Annotated in this window: 14 protein-coding genes; 11 read left to right on the top strand and 3 right to left on the bottom strand. The window is 68.3% G+C overall.

Going from position 1 to position 16,654, the window contains the following annotated elements; all coding sequences use genetic code 11:
• Positions 1–15: 15 nt before the first annotated feature.
• The 4 genes from G335_RS0104535 to G335_RS0104520 all read left to right on the top strand — a co-directional run bounded on the left by G335_RS0104535 (position 16) and on the right by G335_RS0104520 (position 2,856).
• Entirely contained in the window at positions 16–822 is an 807-nt protein-coding gene (locus tag G335_RS0104535; RefSeq protein WP_018144436.1) for a DUF3429 family protein, read from the top strand.
• Positions 823–846: 24 nt separating this feature from the next.
• On the top strand, positions 847–1,500 hold the full coding sequence (gene folE, locus G335_RS0104530) for a GTP cyclohydrolase I FolE (RefSeq protein WP_018144435.1): 654 nt from the start codon (positions 847–849) through the stop codon (positions 1,498–1,500).
• Between the two features lie 279 nt (positions 1,501–1,779).
• Positions 1,780–2,409 carry a class I SAM-dependent methyltransferase gene (locus G335_RS0104525; protein WP_018144434.1) on the top strand — a complete coding sequence of 210 codons (630 nt, stop codon included), beginning with the start codon at positions 1,780–1,782 and terminating at the stop codon, positions 2,407–2,409.
• Between the two features lie 234 nt (positions 2,410–2,643).
• Positions 2,644–2,856 (top strand): putative motility protein, encoded by a 213-nt coding sequence (locus G335_RS0104520; protein WP_018144433.1) that lies wholly within the window; start codon positions 2,644–2,646, stop codon positions 2,854–2,856.
• Between the two features lie 466 nt (positions 2,857–3,322).
• Here G335_RS0104520 and G335_RS0104515 read toward each other — a convergent pair whose 3' ends face one another.
• Complete coding sequence (locus G335_RS0104515; RefSeq protein WP_018144432.1) at positions 3,323–3,961, bottom strand: YceI family protein; 639 nt, start codon at positions 3,959–3,961, stop codon at positions 3,323–3,325.
• Complete coding sequence (locus G335_RS0104510; protein ID WP_018144431.1) at positions 3,954–4,733, bottom strand: CDP-alcohol phosphatidyltransferase family protein; 780 nt, start codon at positions 4,731–4,733, stop codon at positions 3,954–3,956. The genes G335_RS0104515 and G335_RS0104510 overlap by 8 nt, the downstream gene beginning before the upstream one ends.
• Positions 4,734–4,869: 136 nt before the next feature.
• Between G335_RS0104510 and G335_RS0104505 the strand changes: the two genes are divergently transcribed.
• The 5 genes from G335_RS0104505 (at position 4,870) to G335_RS0104485 (ending at position 9,055) form a co-directional block, all read left to right on the top strand.
• On the top strand, positions 4,870–5,880 hold the full coding sequence (locus G335_RS0104505) for a zinc-binding alcohol dehydrogenase (protein ID WP_018144430.1): 1,011 nt from the start codon (positions 4,870–4,872) through the stop codon (positions 5,878–5,880).
• A gap of 38 nt (positions 5,881–5,918) precedes the next feature.
• Positions 5,919–6,317 carry a 6-carboxytetrahydropterin synthase gene (locus G335_RS0104500; protein WP_018144429.1) on the top strand — a complete coding sequence of 133 codons (399 nt, stop codon included), beginning with the start codon at positions 5,919–5,921 and terminating at the stop codon, positions 6,315–6,317.
• 5 nt (positions 6,318–6,322) lie between these two features.
• Positions 6,323–7,375: a glycosyltransferase family 4 protein gene (locus tag G335_RS0104495; protein ID WP_018144428.1), complete on the top strand. Its 1,053-nt coding sequence runs from the start codon at positions 6,323–6,325 to the stop codon at positions 7,373–7,375.
• Complete coding sequence (locus G335_RS0104490) at positions 7,372–8,175, top strand: class I SAM-dependent methyltransferase (RefSeq protein WP_018176024.1); 804 nt, start codon at positions 7,372–7,374, stop codon at positions 8,173–8,175. The genes G335_RS0104495 and G335_RS0104490 overlap by 4 nt, the downstream gene beginning before the upstream one ends.
• Before the next feature lie 220 nt (positions 8,176–8,395).
• Complete coding sequence (locus tag G335_RS0104485) at positions 8,396–9,055, top strand: hypothetical protein (protein WP_018144426.1); 660 nt, start codon at positions 8,396–8,398, stop codon at positions 9,053–9,055.
• Positions 9,056–9,161: 106 nt separating this feature from the next.
• On the opposite strand, the gene G335_RS0104480 is transcribed toward G335_RS0104485, so the two are convergent.
• Positions 9,162–10,562 carry a sigma-54-dependent Fis family transcriptional regulator gene (locus G335_RS0104480; RefSeq protein WP_018176023.1) on the bottom strand — a complete coding sequence of 467 codons (1,401 nt, stop codon included), beginning with the start codon at positions 10,560–10,562 and terminating at the stop codon, positions 9,162–9,164.
• 420 nt (positions 10,563–10,982) lie between these two features.
• Here G335_RS0104480 and G335_RS0104475 point away from each other — a divergent pair, with 420 nt between their 5' ends.
• Positions 10,983–12,191, top strand: a complete 1,209-nt coding sequence (locus tag G335_RS0104475) for an efflux RND transporter periplasmic adaptor subunit (RefSeq protein ID WP_018176022.1) — start codon at positions 10,983–10,985, stop codon at positions 12,189–12,191.
• Between the two features lie 130 nt (positions 12,192–12,321).
• Positions 12,322–16,629 carry an efflux RND transporter permease subunit gene (locus tag G335_RS0104470; RefSeq protein ID WP_018176021.1) on the top strand — a complete coding sequence of 1,436 codons (4,308 nt, stop codon included), beginning with the start codon at positions 12,322–12,324 and terminating at the stop codon, positions 16,627–16,629.
• Positions 16,630–16,654 lie beyond the last annotated feature (25 nt).

Genomic DNA, 16,654 nt, shown 5'->3' with positions numbered 1-16,654 from the left:
TTTACCGCGAAACAGGTGCAGCGGGAGACGCGGATCGTGAACACAGACAAGCAGGCGCAAGCGGGCGCACCGGAGTGGCCGGCAGAGGTGCGCGATGCACTGACGACCCACGAGATCGTGGGCATCACCTCCGGGCTGTCGGATTTCCGGGATGCCGAGGCGCTTCTGAAGGCGACGGCCCCGGGGCGCTGGCAGCGGCTGGAGTGGGGCATGGGCTCGGCCCATAACCGCGAGCAGTTCCATGCGTTGCAACAGGCCACCGGCGCCGCGGTGCTGCCGCTGTTTGTGACGCGCGAAGGGGTGATCGGCGGCCTCCCTGAACTGCGCGAGTACCTGGGCCACCGGGCCCTGCAGGCGCGCGGCGAGGGCGCGCGACCGGATACCCCGGCACCTGCGTTGCAGGTGCTCGGGTACGCCGGGCTGCTACCCTTCGCGTTCTTCGGCATCGGGGCCTGGATGGCCCAGCCCGAATGGCAGGTTTTCGCACTGGAGGCCCTGGCGCTCTATGGTGCGGTGATCCTGTCGTTCCTGGGGGCGGTCCACTGGGGAATCTATCTGGCGGATCGGCAGCACCGGGTGGGTCCGCTCTCGGCGCCGGTGTGGGCGGTGGTGCCGTCCGTCCTGGCCTGGCTGGCGGTGCTGCAGCCGCTGCCGCAGGCCTTGATGACGCTGGCCGTGCTGTTTCTTGGGGTGTGGTGGGTGGATCGGCTGAGCCTGCAACGGCGGGCGTTGCCCCGTGGCTATCTCGGTCTGCGCCTGGTGCTGACCGTGGGCGCGATGCTGGCCCTGGCCTCCGGCCTCGCGGTCACCATCGCGGCCTGAGCAGGAAAGAGGAAGAACGCGAGAATGAACGAGAACAAGGAACCATCGATGAACGCAGATGACCGCATGGCCGACGAGCCGACGGCCACCCCTGCCTCGGGCCAGCCGCTGGCCGCCCCGGAACAACTCGCCGAGCACTACCGCGAGATTCTCGCCGGGCTCGGCGAGAATCCGCAACGCGAGGGCCTGCGGGACACGCCGATGCGCGCAGCCAAGGCCATGCAATATCTGACGCGTGGCTACCAGCAGGACCTGGACACCATCGTGAATGATGCGCTGTTCTCGTCCGATAACGACGAGATGGTCCTGCTGCGCGATATCGAGTTGTACTCCCTGTGCGAGCATCACCTGCTGCCGATCATCGGCAAGGTGCATGTCGCCTACCTGCCCGATGGCAAGGTGATCGGCCTGTCGAAGATTGCCCGCATCGTGGACATGTTCGCTGCACGGCTGCAGATCCAGGAGAGCCTGACCCGCGAGATTGCCGAGGCGCTGATGCAGGTGACGGGGGCCAAGGGGGTTGGCGTGGTGGTGGATGCCAAGCACATGTGCATGACCATGCGCGGGGTGGAGAAGCAGCACTCCTCCATGGCGACCTCGGTGATGCTGGGCGCCTTCCGCGAGGACGGCCGCACCCGGCGCGAGTTCCTCAACCTGATCGGGCGTACCGGCAACTGAGGGGGACGCTGTGCTGGCGCGAACGCGTCAGCCTGTACCGGTCGGAGCGGCCACACAAAAAAATGGCCCGGCGAAGACGCCGGGCCAAAGATCATTCGGACACCCGTGTGATGGAGGGTTTGCGTCCGAACGGCGGATCACCGGCTGCCGTTGCCACGAGCCGATGATTTCCGCAACTTGTATAAGTGGACAGGGACTGTGGAAACAGGTTCCTGCCACCCGCCGAAAGAATGTGGCATGCGTCACATTTCTCCCCCCCCTGGCACCCACGGAGTCGCGATGCGCGGTCTTGAACAGATCCCCTGGCTGTATGACGGCCTGATGGCCGGTGCCGATCTTCTGGGGCTGCGTCGCTGGCGACGGCGCCTGGTTGAGGGCGCCGAAGGCCGGGTGCTGGAGGTCGGCTGCGGGACCGGGCGCGATCTGCCGCTGTACGCGGATCCGACGCAAGTGATCGGCATGGATCCGGACCTGGCCGCGCTGCGGTGGGCGCGACGCCGTGCGCCGACGGTCCCGCTGGTGGTGGCGAAGGCCGAGGCGCTGCCATTTGCGGATGGGGTGTTCGATAGCGTGGTCTCCGGCCTGGTTTTCTGCAGCGTCCAGGACCCGCCGCGGGCTCTGGGCGAGGTGCGCCGGGTGCTGGCGGACGGCGGCGCGCTGCGCATGCTGGAGCATGTGCGCCACACCCGCCCGCTGCTGGGACGGGCGCAGGACCGGGTGCAGCCGGCCTGGACCTGCGTCACCGGCGGTTGCCATCCGAATCGCGATACCGAGGCCGCGGTGGAGCAGGCCGGGTTCTGTATCGAACCCGAGGATCGCGTGGCCCGTGGCGTGATGCGGCGCTTTGCCGCGCGGGTCTGCCGAGCGCCCGAAGGTCCTGCCGGACACAACGCCGGGAAGACTGATTGAAGGTCGAGGACCTTGTTCACCACGAAGGGCACGCAGGCGGGAAGAAGGGGAAGGATCGGCGACGAGAGTTCCGGTGCTGATGGTCGTTCGTGCGGTTGTGCGTTGAAAATTCTCCCGCGTGCGAAAAAATCGTGCATGGAGGCTCAAGTCTTGCGGGATACGGCCGTCACCGGGGGCAGGTCCGTCGTCCTGAGCGCTGGCGGGCCTGTACATTCAGATTTCGGGAGTACCAGGATGGACGCAAGCGCGATTGCCGCAACGGCCACCCAGCAAAGCCAGCAGCAGCTGGCCATGCAGAAAGATGTGGCCCTGCAGAAGAAGGCGATGGAGTCGCAGGAGATGGCCGCTCAGTCGATGCTGGAGGCACTGCCCGACATTGGCGAGATGCAGGCCGCCACGCAGGGTCTGCCGGCAAACGTGGGCACCAACATCAACACGACCGCCTGACGCCCCCCCCCAGTCCTTTCGCCCTGCAAGGCCCCGGCGCGTTACTACCCGGGGCCTTTTCGTTTCCTGATTAGCAACGAGCGTCAGCCAGGCTCAAGGCCCGTGCGGGCCCGTGTCTCCAGGCGCCTCCTACATCGTCATCCCGGAAACCACGAAGCGGTGATCCGGGATCTCGCGGGGGTGCGCGGCGGCGTGGGGGTCATGGGCTGGAGATCCCGGCTCTGCGCTGCGCTACGGCCGGGATGACGCGGGAGTGTTTTGGTCCCGGGTGTCGGAGCCGCTGCGTCCGGATGCCCCCGGACCCCGCGATCACGCGGTCTTCCGTCCAGAGCCGTCGCGCCCGCCCTGCGCGGCAGGCCGGGAGCCTTCCATGCTCCGTGCCTTGGGTGCCCTCTGTGGTTACACGCCCCGGTGTTTCCTTCGTCTCTTTGAGTGTTCGTGGTGAACCCATTCAGGCGGCCGTCCGTTACTGCCGCTGCGCCTCGAACTCGATCATCAGTTCGACCTCGTCGCCAACGATGTCGCGGGTCAGGCCGTAGGTCATGCCGAAATCGGAACGATCGAAGCTGCCACGCATCGACGCCCCCAGCACGTACGGGCGGCCGAACAGGCCACCCAGCGGGAACGGGTAGCGCCCGACCTTGTTGATGGTCACGTCGAGATGGATGGTGCGGGTCTCGCCCAGCAGCTCCAGGCCGCCACTCAGGCGCCCGGTGTTCTCGCCGGTGGGCTGGTAGCGCGTGGCGGTGAAGCGCATCTCCGGGTACGCCTCGACGTGCAGGAAGTCCTCGTTGCGCAGGTGGTCGTCGCGCTCGGCGTGGTTGGTGAACACGCTGTCGGTCTTGATGACGAAGAAGCCGCCCTCCAGTTCGCCCGAGTCCGGGTCGAAGGTGAACTCGCCCTCGGCCTCCAGGAACATGCCCATGACCTTGGCGTAGCCGGCGTGATCGACCAGGAAACCGACTGCGAAGTGGTCGGGGTCGATGACCCAGCGGTCGGCATCGGCCAGGGCGGCAGCGGGCAGGGCGAAGGTCGCGGTCATCAGGCAGGTCAGGAGCGCGGAGCGCAGGCGGCTGGAAAAGCGGTGGTTGCGGGCGTCAGTCATGACACACCTCCGGTCGGTGGCGGTAGAGCCAGTGGATATCCACGGCAAAGGACAGGCCGAGGGCCAGCAGGCCGGCCAGGGCGATGGTGATGGCGGCGCTGGCGGGCAGGCCGGGGATCAGCACCAGAAGCAGCACTACGGTCTGCAGCACGCAGACGGTCTGGCGGCGGCGGCTGGGTGGCAGCGCCCCGGCCAGCCAGGGCCAGGGGCGGGCGGCCAGCACGAAGGCATAGCGCATCAGCCCGATCAGGATCACCCAGGGGCCGACCGCGGTCATCTGCCAGGCGAGCACGGACAAAGCCAGGATCATCGCTGCGTCCAATTCCATGTCGAAGCGGGCGCCGAATGCGGTGGCGCTGTCGGTGCGCCGCGCGACGGCCCCGTCGAGCCCGTCCAGCAGCAGGGCCAGACCCGCCAGCGCAATCACCCAGAGGGCCAGCAATGGGTCACCCGTGGCAGGGGGGGCGAATACCAGGGCCCCCAGGGGTGCGGTCAGGGCGGCGCGCAGCAGCGTGACCCGGTTGGCCGGGCCGGGGCCACGCCCGTCCCGGGCCAGTCCGTCCGGGGGGGTGGTGGTGGCGAGCAGGGCGCCGAGCATGAACCAGAGCACGACAAAGCCGATGATTGCGTGCGGTCCCAGTTCGGCGTGCAGCATCAGCGTTGCCGTGACGACCAGGCCCAGCAGGCCGGCGACGAGCCCGTCGGCCGCCCAGACGCGGAGACCGGTCCGTATCCGCGCCGCGGAGCGACGTTTGGCGGTGGATGATTCCATGGGGGGATTGTAGCCCTCCGTGGGAGGTCTCCGGGGCCTTGCCTTGCGACCACGCCGCGCGCCGGGAGTTGCCGCTTGGAATACGCTTCGCCCACACTGCGCGGATGATGACGCCGCCTTGCACCCTGACCTTGCAGTGCTTCCGGTGAACACGCCGGCTCCCGAACAGGCCTTCTGGGTGGTCGGTCCCGGCACGGGCGAACTGCGCCCGGAGGCACTGGCGGAGCCGGTGTCGGGGGAGGTGCGGGTGCGCACGCAGTTTTCCGCGATCAGTCGCGGGACCGAGTCGCTGGTCTTTCATGGCCGGGTCCCCGCGAGCCAGCATCAGGCAATGCGCGCGCCGTTCCAGGCGGGCGAGTTCCCCGGGCCGGTCAAGTACGGATACATCAGCGTCGGAACGGTCGAGGCGGGGGACGAAGGGGATGCGCCGCTCGGGCAGCGGGTGTTCTGTCTGTATCCGCACCAGAGCGCCTACGTCGTTCCCGCGGCCGCGGTGGTCCCGATCCCGGATGCGGTGCCCGCGGAGCGCGCGGTGCTGGCGGCCAACATGGAGACGGCGATCAACGCAGTCTGGGATGCGCACTCCGGTCCGGGGGATCGCATCGCCGTGATCGGGGCGGGGGTGGTCGGGCTGCTGGTGGCCTGGCTGCTGCGCGCGATCCCCGGCACCGAGGTGACGTTGATCGACCCCAACCCCCAGCGCGAGGCCGTGGCGGCCCGGCTGGGGTTGAGCCTTTGCACCCCGGACGCGGCGCAAGCGAATCCGGACCTGCAGGGCCTGGACGGGGTCGTGCATGCCAGCGGCAACCCGGCCGGGCTGGAGCAGGCGCTGGCGCTCGCCGGGGTCGAGGCCCGGGTGGTGGAGATGAGCTGGTACGGCGATCAGCCGGTGCCGGCGCCGTTGGGCGAGGCCTTTCACTCGCGGCGGCTGACGTTGCGCAGCTCGCAGGTCGGACGCATCCCGCCGGAGCGCGCGGCGCGCTGGGACTATCGCCGCCGCCTGGCGCTGGCGCTGTCGCTGCTGACCGATCCGGCGCTGGATGCGCTGATCAGTGGCGAGGATGCGTTCGCCGACCTGCCGACGGCGATGCAGCGTGTCTCCGGGCCTGAGGCCGAACGCACGCTGTGCCACCGTATCCGTTATTGACCCTTTTCCGATTAACGCGACCTGCGGGGAACTGCCCGATGTACAGCCTGAACGTCCGTGATCATTTTATGATCGCCCACAGCTTTGCCGGCGAGACCTTCGGCCCGGCCCAGAAGCTCCACGGCGCGACCTACGTGGTCGACGTGACCTTCCGCCGCCAGGCCCTGGATGCCGACGGGCTGGTGGTGGATATCGGCTGCGCCAGCGAGGTGGTCAAGGCCCTCCTGGGCGACCTGAACTACCAGAATCTGGACGAGCGCGAGGATTTTCGCGGCCAGAACACCACCACCGAATTCCTCGCCCATGAACTGCACCAGCGCGTGGCGCGCGCCATCCATGCCGGCGAGCTGGGCGAATCGGCCCGCGAGCTGGACGCGGTGTGCGTAACCCTGAACGAGTCGCACGTGGCCTGGGCCAGCTACGAGGCGGCACCCTGAGCCGAATGCGTGAGCTCGGCCTGGTGGTGCCGGGGTCGCTGGAGCAGCGCACCGGCGGGTATCGCTACGATGCGCGCATGGTCGCGGGCTTGAGGGCGCGCGGCTGGACGGTCACGGTGCGCGAGCTGGAGGGGGCATTCCCCGGGCCGAACCCGGCGGCCGAGTCGGCCCTGGACGCCGCGCTTGCGGGCTTTCCCGATAGGCGGGCCGTGCTGCTGGATGGCCTGGCGGCGGGTGCCTTTCCCGGGGTGCTGGCCCGCCACGCCGAGCGCCTGCATCTGATCTATCTGCTGCATCACCCGCTAGGCCTGGAGACCGGGCTGGAACCGGCGCGGGCCGATGACCTGCTGGCGCGTGAACGCGCTGCTGTGGGTCAGGTCGAGGGCGTGCTGGCCACGAGTGCCTTCACCGCCGGGCAGGTGGCCACCTGGGGGGTGTCTTCCGGGCGGCTCCAGGCGATACCGCCGGGGATCGAACCGCGCCCGCAGGCGTTGGGGCCCGGTCCCGGCGAGCGCCCGCTGCTGCTCTGTGTGGGCTCGGTCGTGCCGCGCAAGGGCCAGCTGGAACTGGTGCAGGCCCTGGCGTGCATACGGACCACGGACTGGCGGGCGGTCTTGGTGGGTTCGCGGGTGCGGGACGCGGCCTATGTGCAGCGGGTGGAGGCGGCGATCACCGAGGCCGGGCTTGGAGACCGGATCGAGTGGGCCGGCGAATGCGACGATGCGGCGCTGGAGGGCTGGTACGGGCGGGCCTCGCTGTTTGTCCTGCCCAGCGCTTACGAGGGCTTCGGCATGGCCTATACCGAGGCGATGGCGCGCGGCCTGCCGGTGATCGGTACCACCGGTGGGGCGATCCCTGCGACCGTGCCGGAGGCGGCCGGCCGGCTGGTTCCGCCGGGAGATATCGGGGCGCTTGCCGCGGCCATCGACGCCTTGTTGACCGATGCTGGAGCGCGCCACCGGATGGGGCGGATGGCACGCGACGCGATGGCGGAACGTTCGGACTGGGATGGTGCGGTGGCCGCACTGGAACAGACGCTGGAGGAGTGGCTGCAATGACGGAATCCTTCGACGCCGACTGGCTGGCCCTGCGCGAGGCAGCCGATCATGCCGCCCGGCCGGAGGCCCTGGTCGAATCCCTGCGTGCGCATCTGGCTGGGCGTCGTGTCGCCGGCCCCCTTCAGGTGACGGATCTGGGCAGTGGCACCGGCTCCAACCTGCGCTACCTCGCGCCGCGACTGCCGCCCCCGCAACACTGGCGGCTGGTGGATCACGATGCCGGGCTGCTGGCCCGCGCCGGCGCTCCCGGCGCCGGGATCGAGCTCGAGCGGTGCGTGAGCGACCTGGCCGACGATCCGGGTGCGGCCCTCGCGGGCGGATCGTCGCTGGTGACCGGTTCGGCGCTGCTGGATCTGGTTTCGGAGGCCTGGCTGGACCGGTTGCTTGCGGCCTGCGCCGAACAGGGTGCCGCGGTGTTGTTCGCACTGAGTTATGACGGGCGGATTCGCTGGTCGCAGCCGCATGCCCTGGATGCCGAGTTGGAGGACGCGGTCAATCGGCACCAGCGCTCGGACAAAGGGTTCGGGCCGGCCCTGGGGCCGACCGCCGCGCCGGCCTGTGCGGCGCGGCTCGAGGGGCTGGGGTACGGGGTGCAAACCTGCGCCAGTGACTGGCGGATTGACGCGCATCGGGCGGCGCTGGGTGTGGCCCTGATCGACGGCTGGGTGGCCGCGGCCAGCGCGATTGACCCGGGCCGGGCGGCGGATCTGCGAGCCTGGGGCAAGGCGCGCGCCGTGGCGCTCGCGCGCGGCGAGGTCGAGCTGACCGTCGGGCATCAGGATGTGCTCGGTTTGCGCTGACCCACGCCGCCCGGGTGTTTTAATCAGCATCCCCTTACAAGGGAGAATTGGCGCCGATGTGCTGTCCATTATCCTGTTCGCTCTGGAAGGCGTTTCGGTGCAGGATAGAAATAGGTAATGGAATGAACGCTTGACGGAGAGCCCGGAGAAGCGCTGATGAATGCATTCATCCGTGTTGCCCGAGTCGCTCCGCCAATGGAAAAACCGGAAAAGGTGAGGCATGGAACAGGCAGATAACAAGCAGAGAAGTTTCGTTAATCGCTACTGGATCGTGATCGTGATCGTGCTGTGGCTGATCGCCTGGTCGGCGCGCGATGTGCTGGCCCCCAGCGCCGATGCGGTGCCGGAGGACACGGATGTCGAGGCCGTTGCAGTGGCCGAGGATGCCCCGGCCCCAGCGGACGAAACGGCGCCGCGTGAGGGGCGTTTGTCGGAGGGCGACATGGACCCGATGACGGGCGAGGCCTACGAGCGTGAGGACGAGGGCAGCGCACAGCGCCCGATTCCGGACCCGCAGGAACAGGCGCAGCTCCGGGCCACCGGCGAGCCGATGAGCGAAGAAGAGGTCGCGCGGCAGGTGCAGGAGGCGCTGGAGGCCGGGCGTGTCGCCTACTGGCGGGGCGGACCCGAGGAGGCGGTCGAGGTGCTGCGCACGGCACTGGAAGACATTCCGGCCACCTCGGCGCAGCGTGCCGACCTCTACGGCGAGCTGGGCAACGCCCTGTATGCCGCTGACGATGCCGCGGGCGCGATGCGGGCCTGGGACAGCGCCCTGGGGCTGTTGCCGACGAGGGAGCGGCGTTCGATGATCGAGCGCCTGGCGCCGGTTTATGACCGCCACCACCGCGATGGCGCCCGCCACCTGCGACAGTACCGCTAGGTCTTTCGCGCCGCCGGAAGGTGCGGGCAGGGCAACCGAAAAGGCCCCGGGGGTGCACACCTCCGGGGCCTTTTCTTGTGGGGGCGGTCGTCTGCCTGCCGCAGGTTCAGACTAGCTGGTAGCGGTGCAGCTTGCGCCACAGGGTGCTGCGATCGATGCCCAGGGCGCGGGCGGTCTGCGAGCGGTTTCCGGCATGGGCGACCAGTGCCTCGCGCAGGCGCCGGGCTTCCGGATGCTCGCTGGGCTGGCCGTCGCGGGTCGGGTGGCCCGCCCGGTCGTGCGGTTGGCCATCGGGAGCGTGGGCCGGGTCATGGCGGTTGGTGCGCGGCGCATGGATCGTGTCCGCCGCATCGGCATCCATCCGGATCGGCTGGGGCAGGGGAAAGTCGTCCACCTGACCGTTGCGGGCGTGCAGGGTCAGACACTCGAAGACGTTCTCCAGCTCGCGGAAGTTGCCCGGCCAGGGGTGCTCCTGCAGCCGTTCCTTCAGATGCGGCGCGATGCGGATGCCGTGGTGCACCTCGTAGGCCTGCAGGGTGGCTTCCAGATCCCGGGGACGCTCGCGCAGCGGCGGGATTTCCACCGTGGCGACCGCGAGGCGGTAGAACAGGTCAGTGCGGAACGCGCCGGCCTCGACGCGGCTGCGCAGGTTCTGATTGGACGCGGAAAGGATGCGCACATCCACTTGCCGGGTGGTGTTCTCGCCGACGCGTTCAAAGGCGCCATCCTGGACCGCGCGCAGCAGCTTGGCCTGCAGGCGCGGGCTCATCTCGCCGATCTCGTCGAGGAACAAGGTGCCGCCGTCGGCCGCCTCGAAGCGCCCGACCCGGTCGTTGACCGCCCCGGAGAAGGCCCCGCGGGCGTGGCCGAACAGTTCGGATTCCAGCAGCTCCTCGGGGATCGCCGCGCAGTTGATCTCGACGAACGGGGCACGGATGCGGCGGCTGGACTGGTGGATGGCCCGGGCCAGGCGCGTCTTGCCGGTGCCGGATTCGCCCATGAGCATCACGCGCACGTCGCTGGCGGCCACGCGCCGTGCGAACTGCAGCGTGGGCCGGCAGCTGGCGTCGTGGGAATGGAAGTGGCTGTCCTCGAGCCCGTCCTGTCCGTCCTCGCTGACGGTTTCCACCGCGGTTGTTCGCCGGCGCTGCGGTTGCAGGGTGATCAGACGCAGCGCGCGCTGGTCATCGTTCAGGCGCAGTGGCTGGCTGATCACCTCCAGCGGGAGGGTCTCGTCGTCCAGTTCCGCCATTAGCGAGAAGTGCAGGGCGTGCGGCGTGCTGTTGGCGTCGGCATCGTGCTCGCCGGCGGCAATGGCGGCCTCTTGCAGGTGTTGTTCGAGATTCAGTGGTCCGAGGTTCGCCAGGGTGAGGCGGGCATCGGAGGGGATTTGCAGCGTCTGGTGAAAGGCCGGGTTGGCGAACAGGACACGGCCCCGGGTATCGCTGATGAGGTGTGGGTCCCGACTGTGTCGGATGCAGATCTCGGCCAGTTCGGTTGTGGTCATCCCGCCTCCTTTTCTTGTTGGAGGGGTCGGCGGAAGCGGTGCGGTGTTGCAACATCCGGGGGCACCTGCAACACCCCCGGTATGGCCCGTTTCGCCAATCCCTGTCTCGGTTATAGCGCGAAACGGGGGTGTTGCAACAGTCATTGTTTGAATATCAGTAAATCCTAATTAAATGATTGTTTTATAAGAAAGTCGCTATATTGGCATGTACGTTGCTTGTAGTTCGGCATGAGTTCTTCTACAACTATGGGCAATGGATATCCGCCTCGGTCGTCAGTCGGCAGAACGCCCCCGCCAAGCGGGCTTCGTTGCCGCGCGCCCCAGTGCGGCCATCCCCCGATCCGAGGCCCGGTGCCCGTGTGGGCAGCACGGCTCGACACCTTCTCCCATCGCGGCGTTCGACGCGAGGTACTGACGATCATGTTTGCGCGAGTTTCCCGACGCCTCCTGGCCCGCACCCTCCTGGGTACCGCACTGGCCCTGCCGCTGTTCGGCATCTCGGCGGCCCACGCCGCTGGTCCGATCCTCACGGTGGAGCCGGATCAGGCGGCCACCCAGACCGTTAGTGGCACCGTGGTCCCCTATCGTGAAGTCACCCTGACCGCGCAATCCGCGGGGCGCGTGGTGGATGTGGCGGGCGCCGAGGGCGACCGCTTCGAACAGGGGGCGGTGCTGGTGGCGATCAGCGACGACCGGCTGCGCGCCCAGCGCCAGGCGGCCGAGGCCGAGATGCGCACCGCCGAGGCCGCGATCCGCGAGGCCCAGATGCAGTACGGCCGCGAGATGGTCTCGCCGCAGTCGCGCAGCATTGGCCAGATGCCGGGCATGGGCGTGCCGTCGATGTTCGACCAGATGTTCACCCAGCCGATGGGCCAGGTCATGGGCATGGGCGATCCCGCGCTGGATCGCCGTACGGATCTCTATTCCCGCTACATCGGCGTGGATCAGGCGCAGGCGCGCTGGGAGCAGGCCCGGGCCCGGGTCACCGAACTGGACGCGGCCATCCGCGACACCCGGTCCGAGGCGCCCTTCGATGGCCTGGTGATGCACAAGCACGTGGAAGAGGGCGATACCGTCCAGCCCGGCCAGCCGCTGGTGAGCTTCGGCCATGTCGAATTCCTGCGCGTCGAGGCGCAGGTGCCGGTGCGGCTGGTGAGCGGCCTGCAGGAAGACGACTACGTGCAGGTGCGGCTGGATACCGGTGACGAAGTGGAGGCCCGGGTCGCCCGGATCTTCCCCCTGGCTGACCCGCAGCGCCACACCGTCACGGTCAAGTTCGACCTGCCGCAGGGCGTGCGCGGTGGGCCGGGCATGCATGCGGCGGTGCATCTGCCGCAGGGCGAGCTTTCCAGTAACCGGGTCGTGATCCCGCGTTCGGCATTGATCCCGGGCGGTGCCTTGCCGCGCGTGGCCGTGCTGGATGGCGAGGGCCACGTCCGCGTGCGCATGGTGCGCCTGGGTGGCGGACGCGGCGACCAGGTGGTGGTGACCTCCGGGCTGGAGCCGGGCATGCAGATCCTGGCCCGACCGGGCGCGGGTGTGCGTTCCGGCCAGCCCGTGGGGCGCGGTTCCCCGGATTCGGGCGTCGGACGCCGCGACGGTGTCACGGACCCCTGGAGCCGTATGTAGGGCTCCATACCCGGCTGCAGGCCGGGACTATCAGCGCCGGTTGCTGCCCCCTGGCAGGAGCACCGGTGGCGACGCGCCGGCCGAACCGGTGCTCGGGACGCCAGACTGACAACAGGACTGTTCAAGCTCGATGGCCGAAGACGACAAACAATCCGAGACCGGTTTCCGGCAGAAACACGGTGACCCCGGCATTGCCGGGCGCATGGCGGCGGCCTTTATTCATTCGCCGCTGTCGTCGCTGCTGCTGATCGCCAGTATCGCGATCGGCATTCTCGGCCTGATGGTGACGCCGCGCCAGGAGGACCCGCAGATCTCCGTGCCGATGGTGGACATCATGGTGTCCTACCCCGGCGTGCCCTCCGAGCAGGTGGCGAGCCTCGCGGCGCGGCCGCTGGAGCGGCTGATGAGCGAGTTGTCCGGGGTGGACAACGTCTACTCCGTGTCGCATCGCGGCGAGGCGATGGTGACCGTGCAGTTCGACGTTGGCGAGGAGATGGAGTCGTCCATCGTCAAGGTGCACGACAAGCTGATCGCCAATCGGGACCTGATGCCGCCCGGCGTCAGCGAGCCCATGGTCAAGGCCAAGGGTGCGGACGACGTGCCGGTGGTCAACCTGACCTTCTGGTCGCATGAGGTGGACGATGCCCTGTTGCGTCAGATTGCGCTGGATGCGCAGCAGCAGCTGAACGAGGTCCCCGACACCAACCAGAGCTTCGTGGTCAGTGGGCGCGAGGAGCGTCTGCGCATCGAGGTGTTGCCGGAACGCCTCGCGGGCTATGACATCAGCCTGGACGAGATCGCCCAGGCCGTGCAGTCGGCGAATGTCGAAGGCGCGGCTGGACGCATCGAGAGCGGGGGGCTGAGTACTGCGGTGTACACCGGGCGTTTCTTCACCGGTGCGGCCGATCTCGAGCAACTCCTGGTTGCGGTCAGTGACGGCCAGCCGGTCTATCTGCGCGATGTGGCCGAGGTAACGTACGGCCCGGGCGAGCTGGAGCGGTTCGTGCGCCACTACTCCGGTCCGGCAGCACCCCAACCGGATGCGGCACCGGAAGGCGCGGCGGCGGTCACGCTGGCCATTGCCAAGAAGCCCGGCAGCAACGGGGTGACCGTTGCCAACGACGTGCTCGAGCGCCTGGAGCGTCTGAAGGGCAGCGTGATCCCGGACAACGTCGAGGTGGCGGTTTCGCGCAACTACGGCAAGTCTGCCAACGAGAAGGTCAACGAGCTGCTCTTCAAGCTGTTCATCGCCACCTTCGCAGTGACCATCCTGGTGGGCCTGTTCCTGGGGGTTCGTGCCGCGGTCGTGGTGCTGATCGTGATCCCGGTGGTGATCCTGTTCACTGTGTTCAGCGCGTGGCTGCTGGGCTACACCATCGATCGCGTCAGCCTGTTCGCGCTGATCTTCTCCATCGGCATCCTGGTCGATGACGCCATCGTGGTGGTGGAAAACATCTACCGACGCTGGCTGATGAAGCGCGGCATCGATACCGAGACCACGGTGGATGCGGTGCGCGAGGTCGGCAACCCGACCATCCTGGCCACCTTCACGGTCATCGCGGCCCTGCTGCCGATGGGTTTCGTCTCCGGGATGATGGGCCCGTACATGCAGCCGATCCCGGTGCTGGGGTCCGTGGCCATGCTGTTCTCGTTGGTGGCGGCGTTTGTATTCACCCCGTGGCTCACCCAGCGCCTGCGTCCGAGCATGGCGTATCTGGAAAAGGCCACCGACAAGGAACATCGCCAGGCGGAAAAGCTGGGGCGGTTCTACCGCACGGTAATCCCGGGGCTGGCCGACAACCGGGTGCGCGGCTACGCCTTTTTGATCGCCGTCATCGTGATCTTCTTCCTGATGGTCAGCCTGTTCATGACCACGGACGTCCGCGTGAAGATGCTGCCCCTGGATAACAAGCCCGAGTTCCAGGTGATGGTGAACTTCCCCGAGGGCACGGCCCTGACCGAGACCGCGACGCTGAGCCACGACATGGCCAGCGCCCTGCGCGAGATGGACGAGGTGGTGGCTCTGCAGTCCTACGTCGGGACCGCGTCGCCGTTCAATTTCAACGGCCTGGTGCGGCACTACTACCTGCGCAACGAACCCTGGCAGGGGGACATCCAGGTGCAGCTGGTGGACAAGGGCGACCGCAGCCGGACCTCGCACGATATTGCCACCGAGGCGCGCGAACGCCTGACCCCGCTGGCCGAGGCGGCCGGCGCGCGCATCCAGGTGGTCGAGATGCCGCCGGGTCCGCCGGTGCTGCAGTCGATTGTCGCCGAGATCTACGGCCCTGATGCTGCCACCCGCCGCGCTGTAGCCCGCGATCTCGAGGGCATGTTCGCCGGTGCCGAGCACGTGGCCGATGTGGACAGCTTCCTGCAGGCGCCACACAACGTCTGGCACTTCGATGTGGATCGCGACAAGGCGCTGCGCCGCGGTGTGACCGTGGACACCATCAATCGAACCCTGGAGACCGCGATCGGCGGGCAGATCCTGGGCGATGTAAAGGCGCAGTCGCTGGTCGAGCCGCATTTGATCGAGATGCGTCTGCCGATGGCAACGCGCAATGACATCCGGCAGCTGGAGATGCTGCCGATCTCCACCCGGCAGGGCGGGTCGATCCCGCTGGCCGAGCTGGGCGAATTCGTCCAGCGCCCGCAGGACGAGCCGATCTACCACAAGAACCTGCGTCCGGTGGAGTACGTGACCGGCGAGGTGGTCGGGCGTCTGGCCGCGCCGGTGTACGGCATGCTGGAGGTCCAGGAACAGCTGGAGGACTACCGTCTTCCGGATGGCAGTCAGGTGCAGCCGCACTGGCTGGGGCCGCCGCCCAATGATGGCTCGACCGCCTTCGAATGGGCCGGCGAGTGGACGGTGACGTACGTGACCTTCCGCGACATGGGGATCGCCTTCGCGATCGCGCTGATCCTGATCTACATGCTGGTGGTCTGGGAGTTCGGCAACTTCGTGTTGCCGGGCATCATCATGGCCCCGATCCCGCTGACCCTGATCGGCATTATTCCCGGCCACTGGCTGATGAACGCCGAATTCACCGCGACCTCAATGATCGGCTTTATCGCGCTCGCGGGGATTATTGTCCGCAACTCGATCCTGCTGGTGGACTTCGGTCGCCAGGCGGTGGACGAGGGCCACGACGTGCGCGACGCGATGATCCTGGCCTGCCAGGCGCGTACCCGTCCGATCATCATCACCGCGCTGGCCCTGCTGGCCGGCTCCAGCGTGATCCTGTTCGATCCGATCTTCCAGGGCATGGCGATCTCGCTGATGTTCGGCACGGTGGTGGCCACCCTGCTGACCCTGGTGGTGATCCCGCTGGGCTGTATCTCCGGCCGCCGTGCCTTCTGCCCGACCAGCCTGGACGAGGACGGTGCGGCCACGGCGGGCTGTGGCAATGGCAATGGCCATGCTGTGCATGCCGGTGTGACGGCCAGCCCGACCCAGGGTGCGTCTCCGGGGGCATCCGGCGAGGGGAATGACCTGTTCGGCCCGCGCGAGGGCGGGCCGGTCACCCAGGTCGTGCAATACGCGGGGCTTTATCTCAAATGCCTGGTCGTGGCTTTCATCGAGGGCCTGCGCGACCTGGCGCTCGCCCTGGGGCGCCTGATTCGGTCTTTCATTGAACGCCGCCGCAATGGCGATGGCGGCCCCCCGCCGCCCAGCGGCGGATCGGGCGGTCCCTCCGCCGGGCCTGGCGGGCCGACGGGCGGTGCCCCGGGGAGCGGTGGCGCGTTGGGCACGGGTTCCGGCGGGGCTGCGGCGACTCCGCAGTCCCGTTCGGAAAACCCGTCGGCGGACTCGAAGCCGTCAGGCCCTGTTGCGCAGGCACCTGAGGCGACCGGCACCCCAGAGCGAGCGGCTTCCACCCCCGCCACCGGGAATGCCGGAGCCCAGGACGCCGGTGCCGTGCCGTCCAGCCGCGCTCAGGCTGAGAAGCCCGACGCGGGGACTGCGAAACAGGCGGCCACCTCCAGGACCACGTCCCGCGCCGGGGCAGGCAAGACGACCGCATCGACTACCCCGGTCGGGTCGCGTGCCGGGAAAGCCGGCTCCACGCGGGGTGCTGGCGATACCGCGGGGACCAAGGCTACGAAGAAGTCGCCAGCGGGCACCTCGGTAAGCGCGAAGGGCAAGTCCACCGCAGCCGCGAGAAAGACCCCCGGCGACACGTCCGTGTCCGGTGACGCCACGCAAGGACGCGCAAGCAGCACCAGCAAGGGCACCGGAACCCGGAAAACGGGCAGCGCGAGCGCGAACAAGCGCGCGTCGACGGCATCCAACAAGAAGGCCGGCGGGACAAGCAAGACCGGCACCACGAGCAGCAAGACCGGCCGCAAGGACAGCGGCAGCACCCCCAAGGGGAGCGGCAAGTCGGGTACACCCGGCAAGGGCCGCACCCGACGTGGGATTCGACTCAAGTGAACATGCAAGCAAGACCTCGAGGAGG

The sequence above is a fragment of the Thioalkalivibrio sp. AKL8 genome (assembly GCF_000380525.1).
Classification (GTDB): domain Bacteria; phylum Pseudomonadota; class Gammaproteobacteria; order Ectothiorhodospirales; family Ectothiorhodospiraceae; genus Thioalkalivibrio; species Thioalkalivibrio versutus.
Note: the sequence above shows the minus strand (reverse complement) of the source record. Positions and strands in the feature narration are given on the sequence as shown.

What these genes read in the sequence shown, in the direction of transcription:
- G335_RS0104475 (WP_018176022.1), top strand. Translation starts at nt 10,983, where the DNA reads ATGTTTGCGCGAGTTTCCCGACGCCTCCTGGCCCGCACCCTCCTGGGT.
- folE (WP_018144435.1), top strand. Translation starts at nt 847, where the DNA reads ATGAACGAGAACAAGGAACCATCGATGAACGCAGATGACCGCATGGCC.
- G335_RS0104525 (WP_018144434.1), top strand. Translation starts at nt 1,780, where the DNA reads ATGCGCGGTCTTGAACAGATCCCCTGGCTGTATGACGGCCTGATGGCC.
- G335_RS0104470 (WP_018176021.1), top strand. Translation starts at nt 12,322, where the DNA reads ATGGCCGAAGACGACAAACAATCCGAGACCGGTTTCCGGCAGAAACAC.
- G335_RS0104510 (WP_018144431.1), bottom strand. Translation starts at nt 4,733, where the DNA reads ATGGAATCATCCACCGCCAAACGTCGCTCCGCGGCGCGGATACGGACC.
- G335_RS0104495 (WP_018144428.1), top strand. Translation starts at nt 6,323, where the DNA reads ATGCGTGAGCTCGGCCTGGTGGTGCCGGGGTCGCTGGAGCAGCGCACC.
- G335_RS0104520 (WP_018144433.1), top strand. Translation starts at nt 2,644, where the DNA reads ATGGACGCAAGCGCGATTGCCGCAACGGCCACCCAGCAAAGCCAGCAG.
- G335_RS0104490 (WP_018176024.1), top strand. Translation starts at nt 7,372, where the DNA reads ATGACGGAATCCTTCGACGCCGACTGGCTGGCCCTGCGCGAGGCAGCC.
- G335_RS0104485 (WP_018144426.1), top strand. Translation starts at nt 8,396, where the DNA reads ATGGAACAGGCAGATAACAAGCAGAGAAGTTTCGTTAATCGCTACTGG.
- G335_RS0104500 (WP_018144429.1), top strand. Translation starts at nt 5,919, where the DNA reads ATGTACAGCCTGAACGTCCGTGATCATTTTATGATCGCCCACAGCTTT.
- G335_RS0104515 (WP_018144432.1), bottom strand. Translation starts at nt 3,961, where the DNA reads ATGACTGACGCCCGCAACCACCGCTTTTCCAGCCGCCTGCGCTCCGCG.
- G335_RS0104480 (WP_018176023.1), bottom strand. Translation starts at nt 10,562, where the DNA reads ATGACCACAACCGAACTGGCCGAGATCTGCATCCGACACAGTCGGGAC.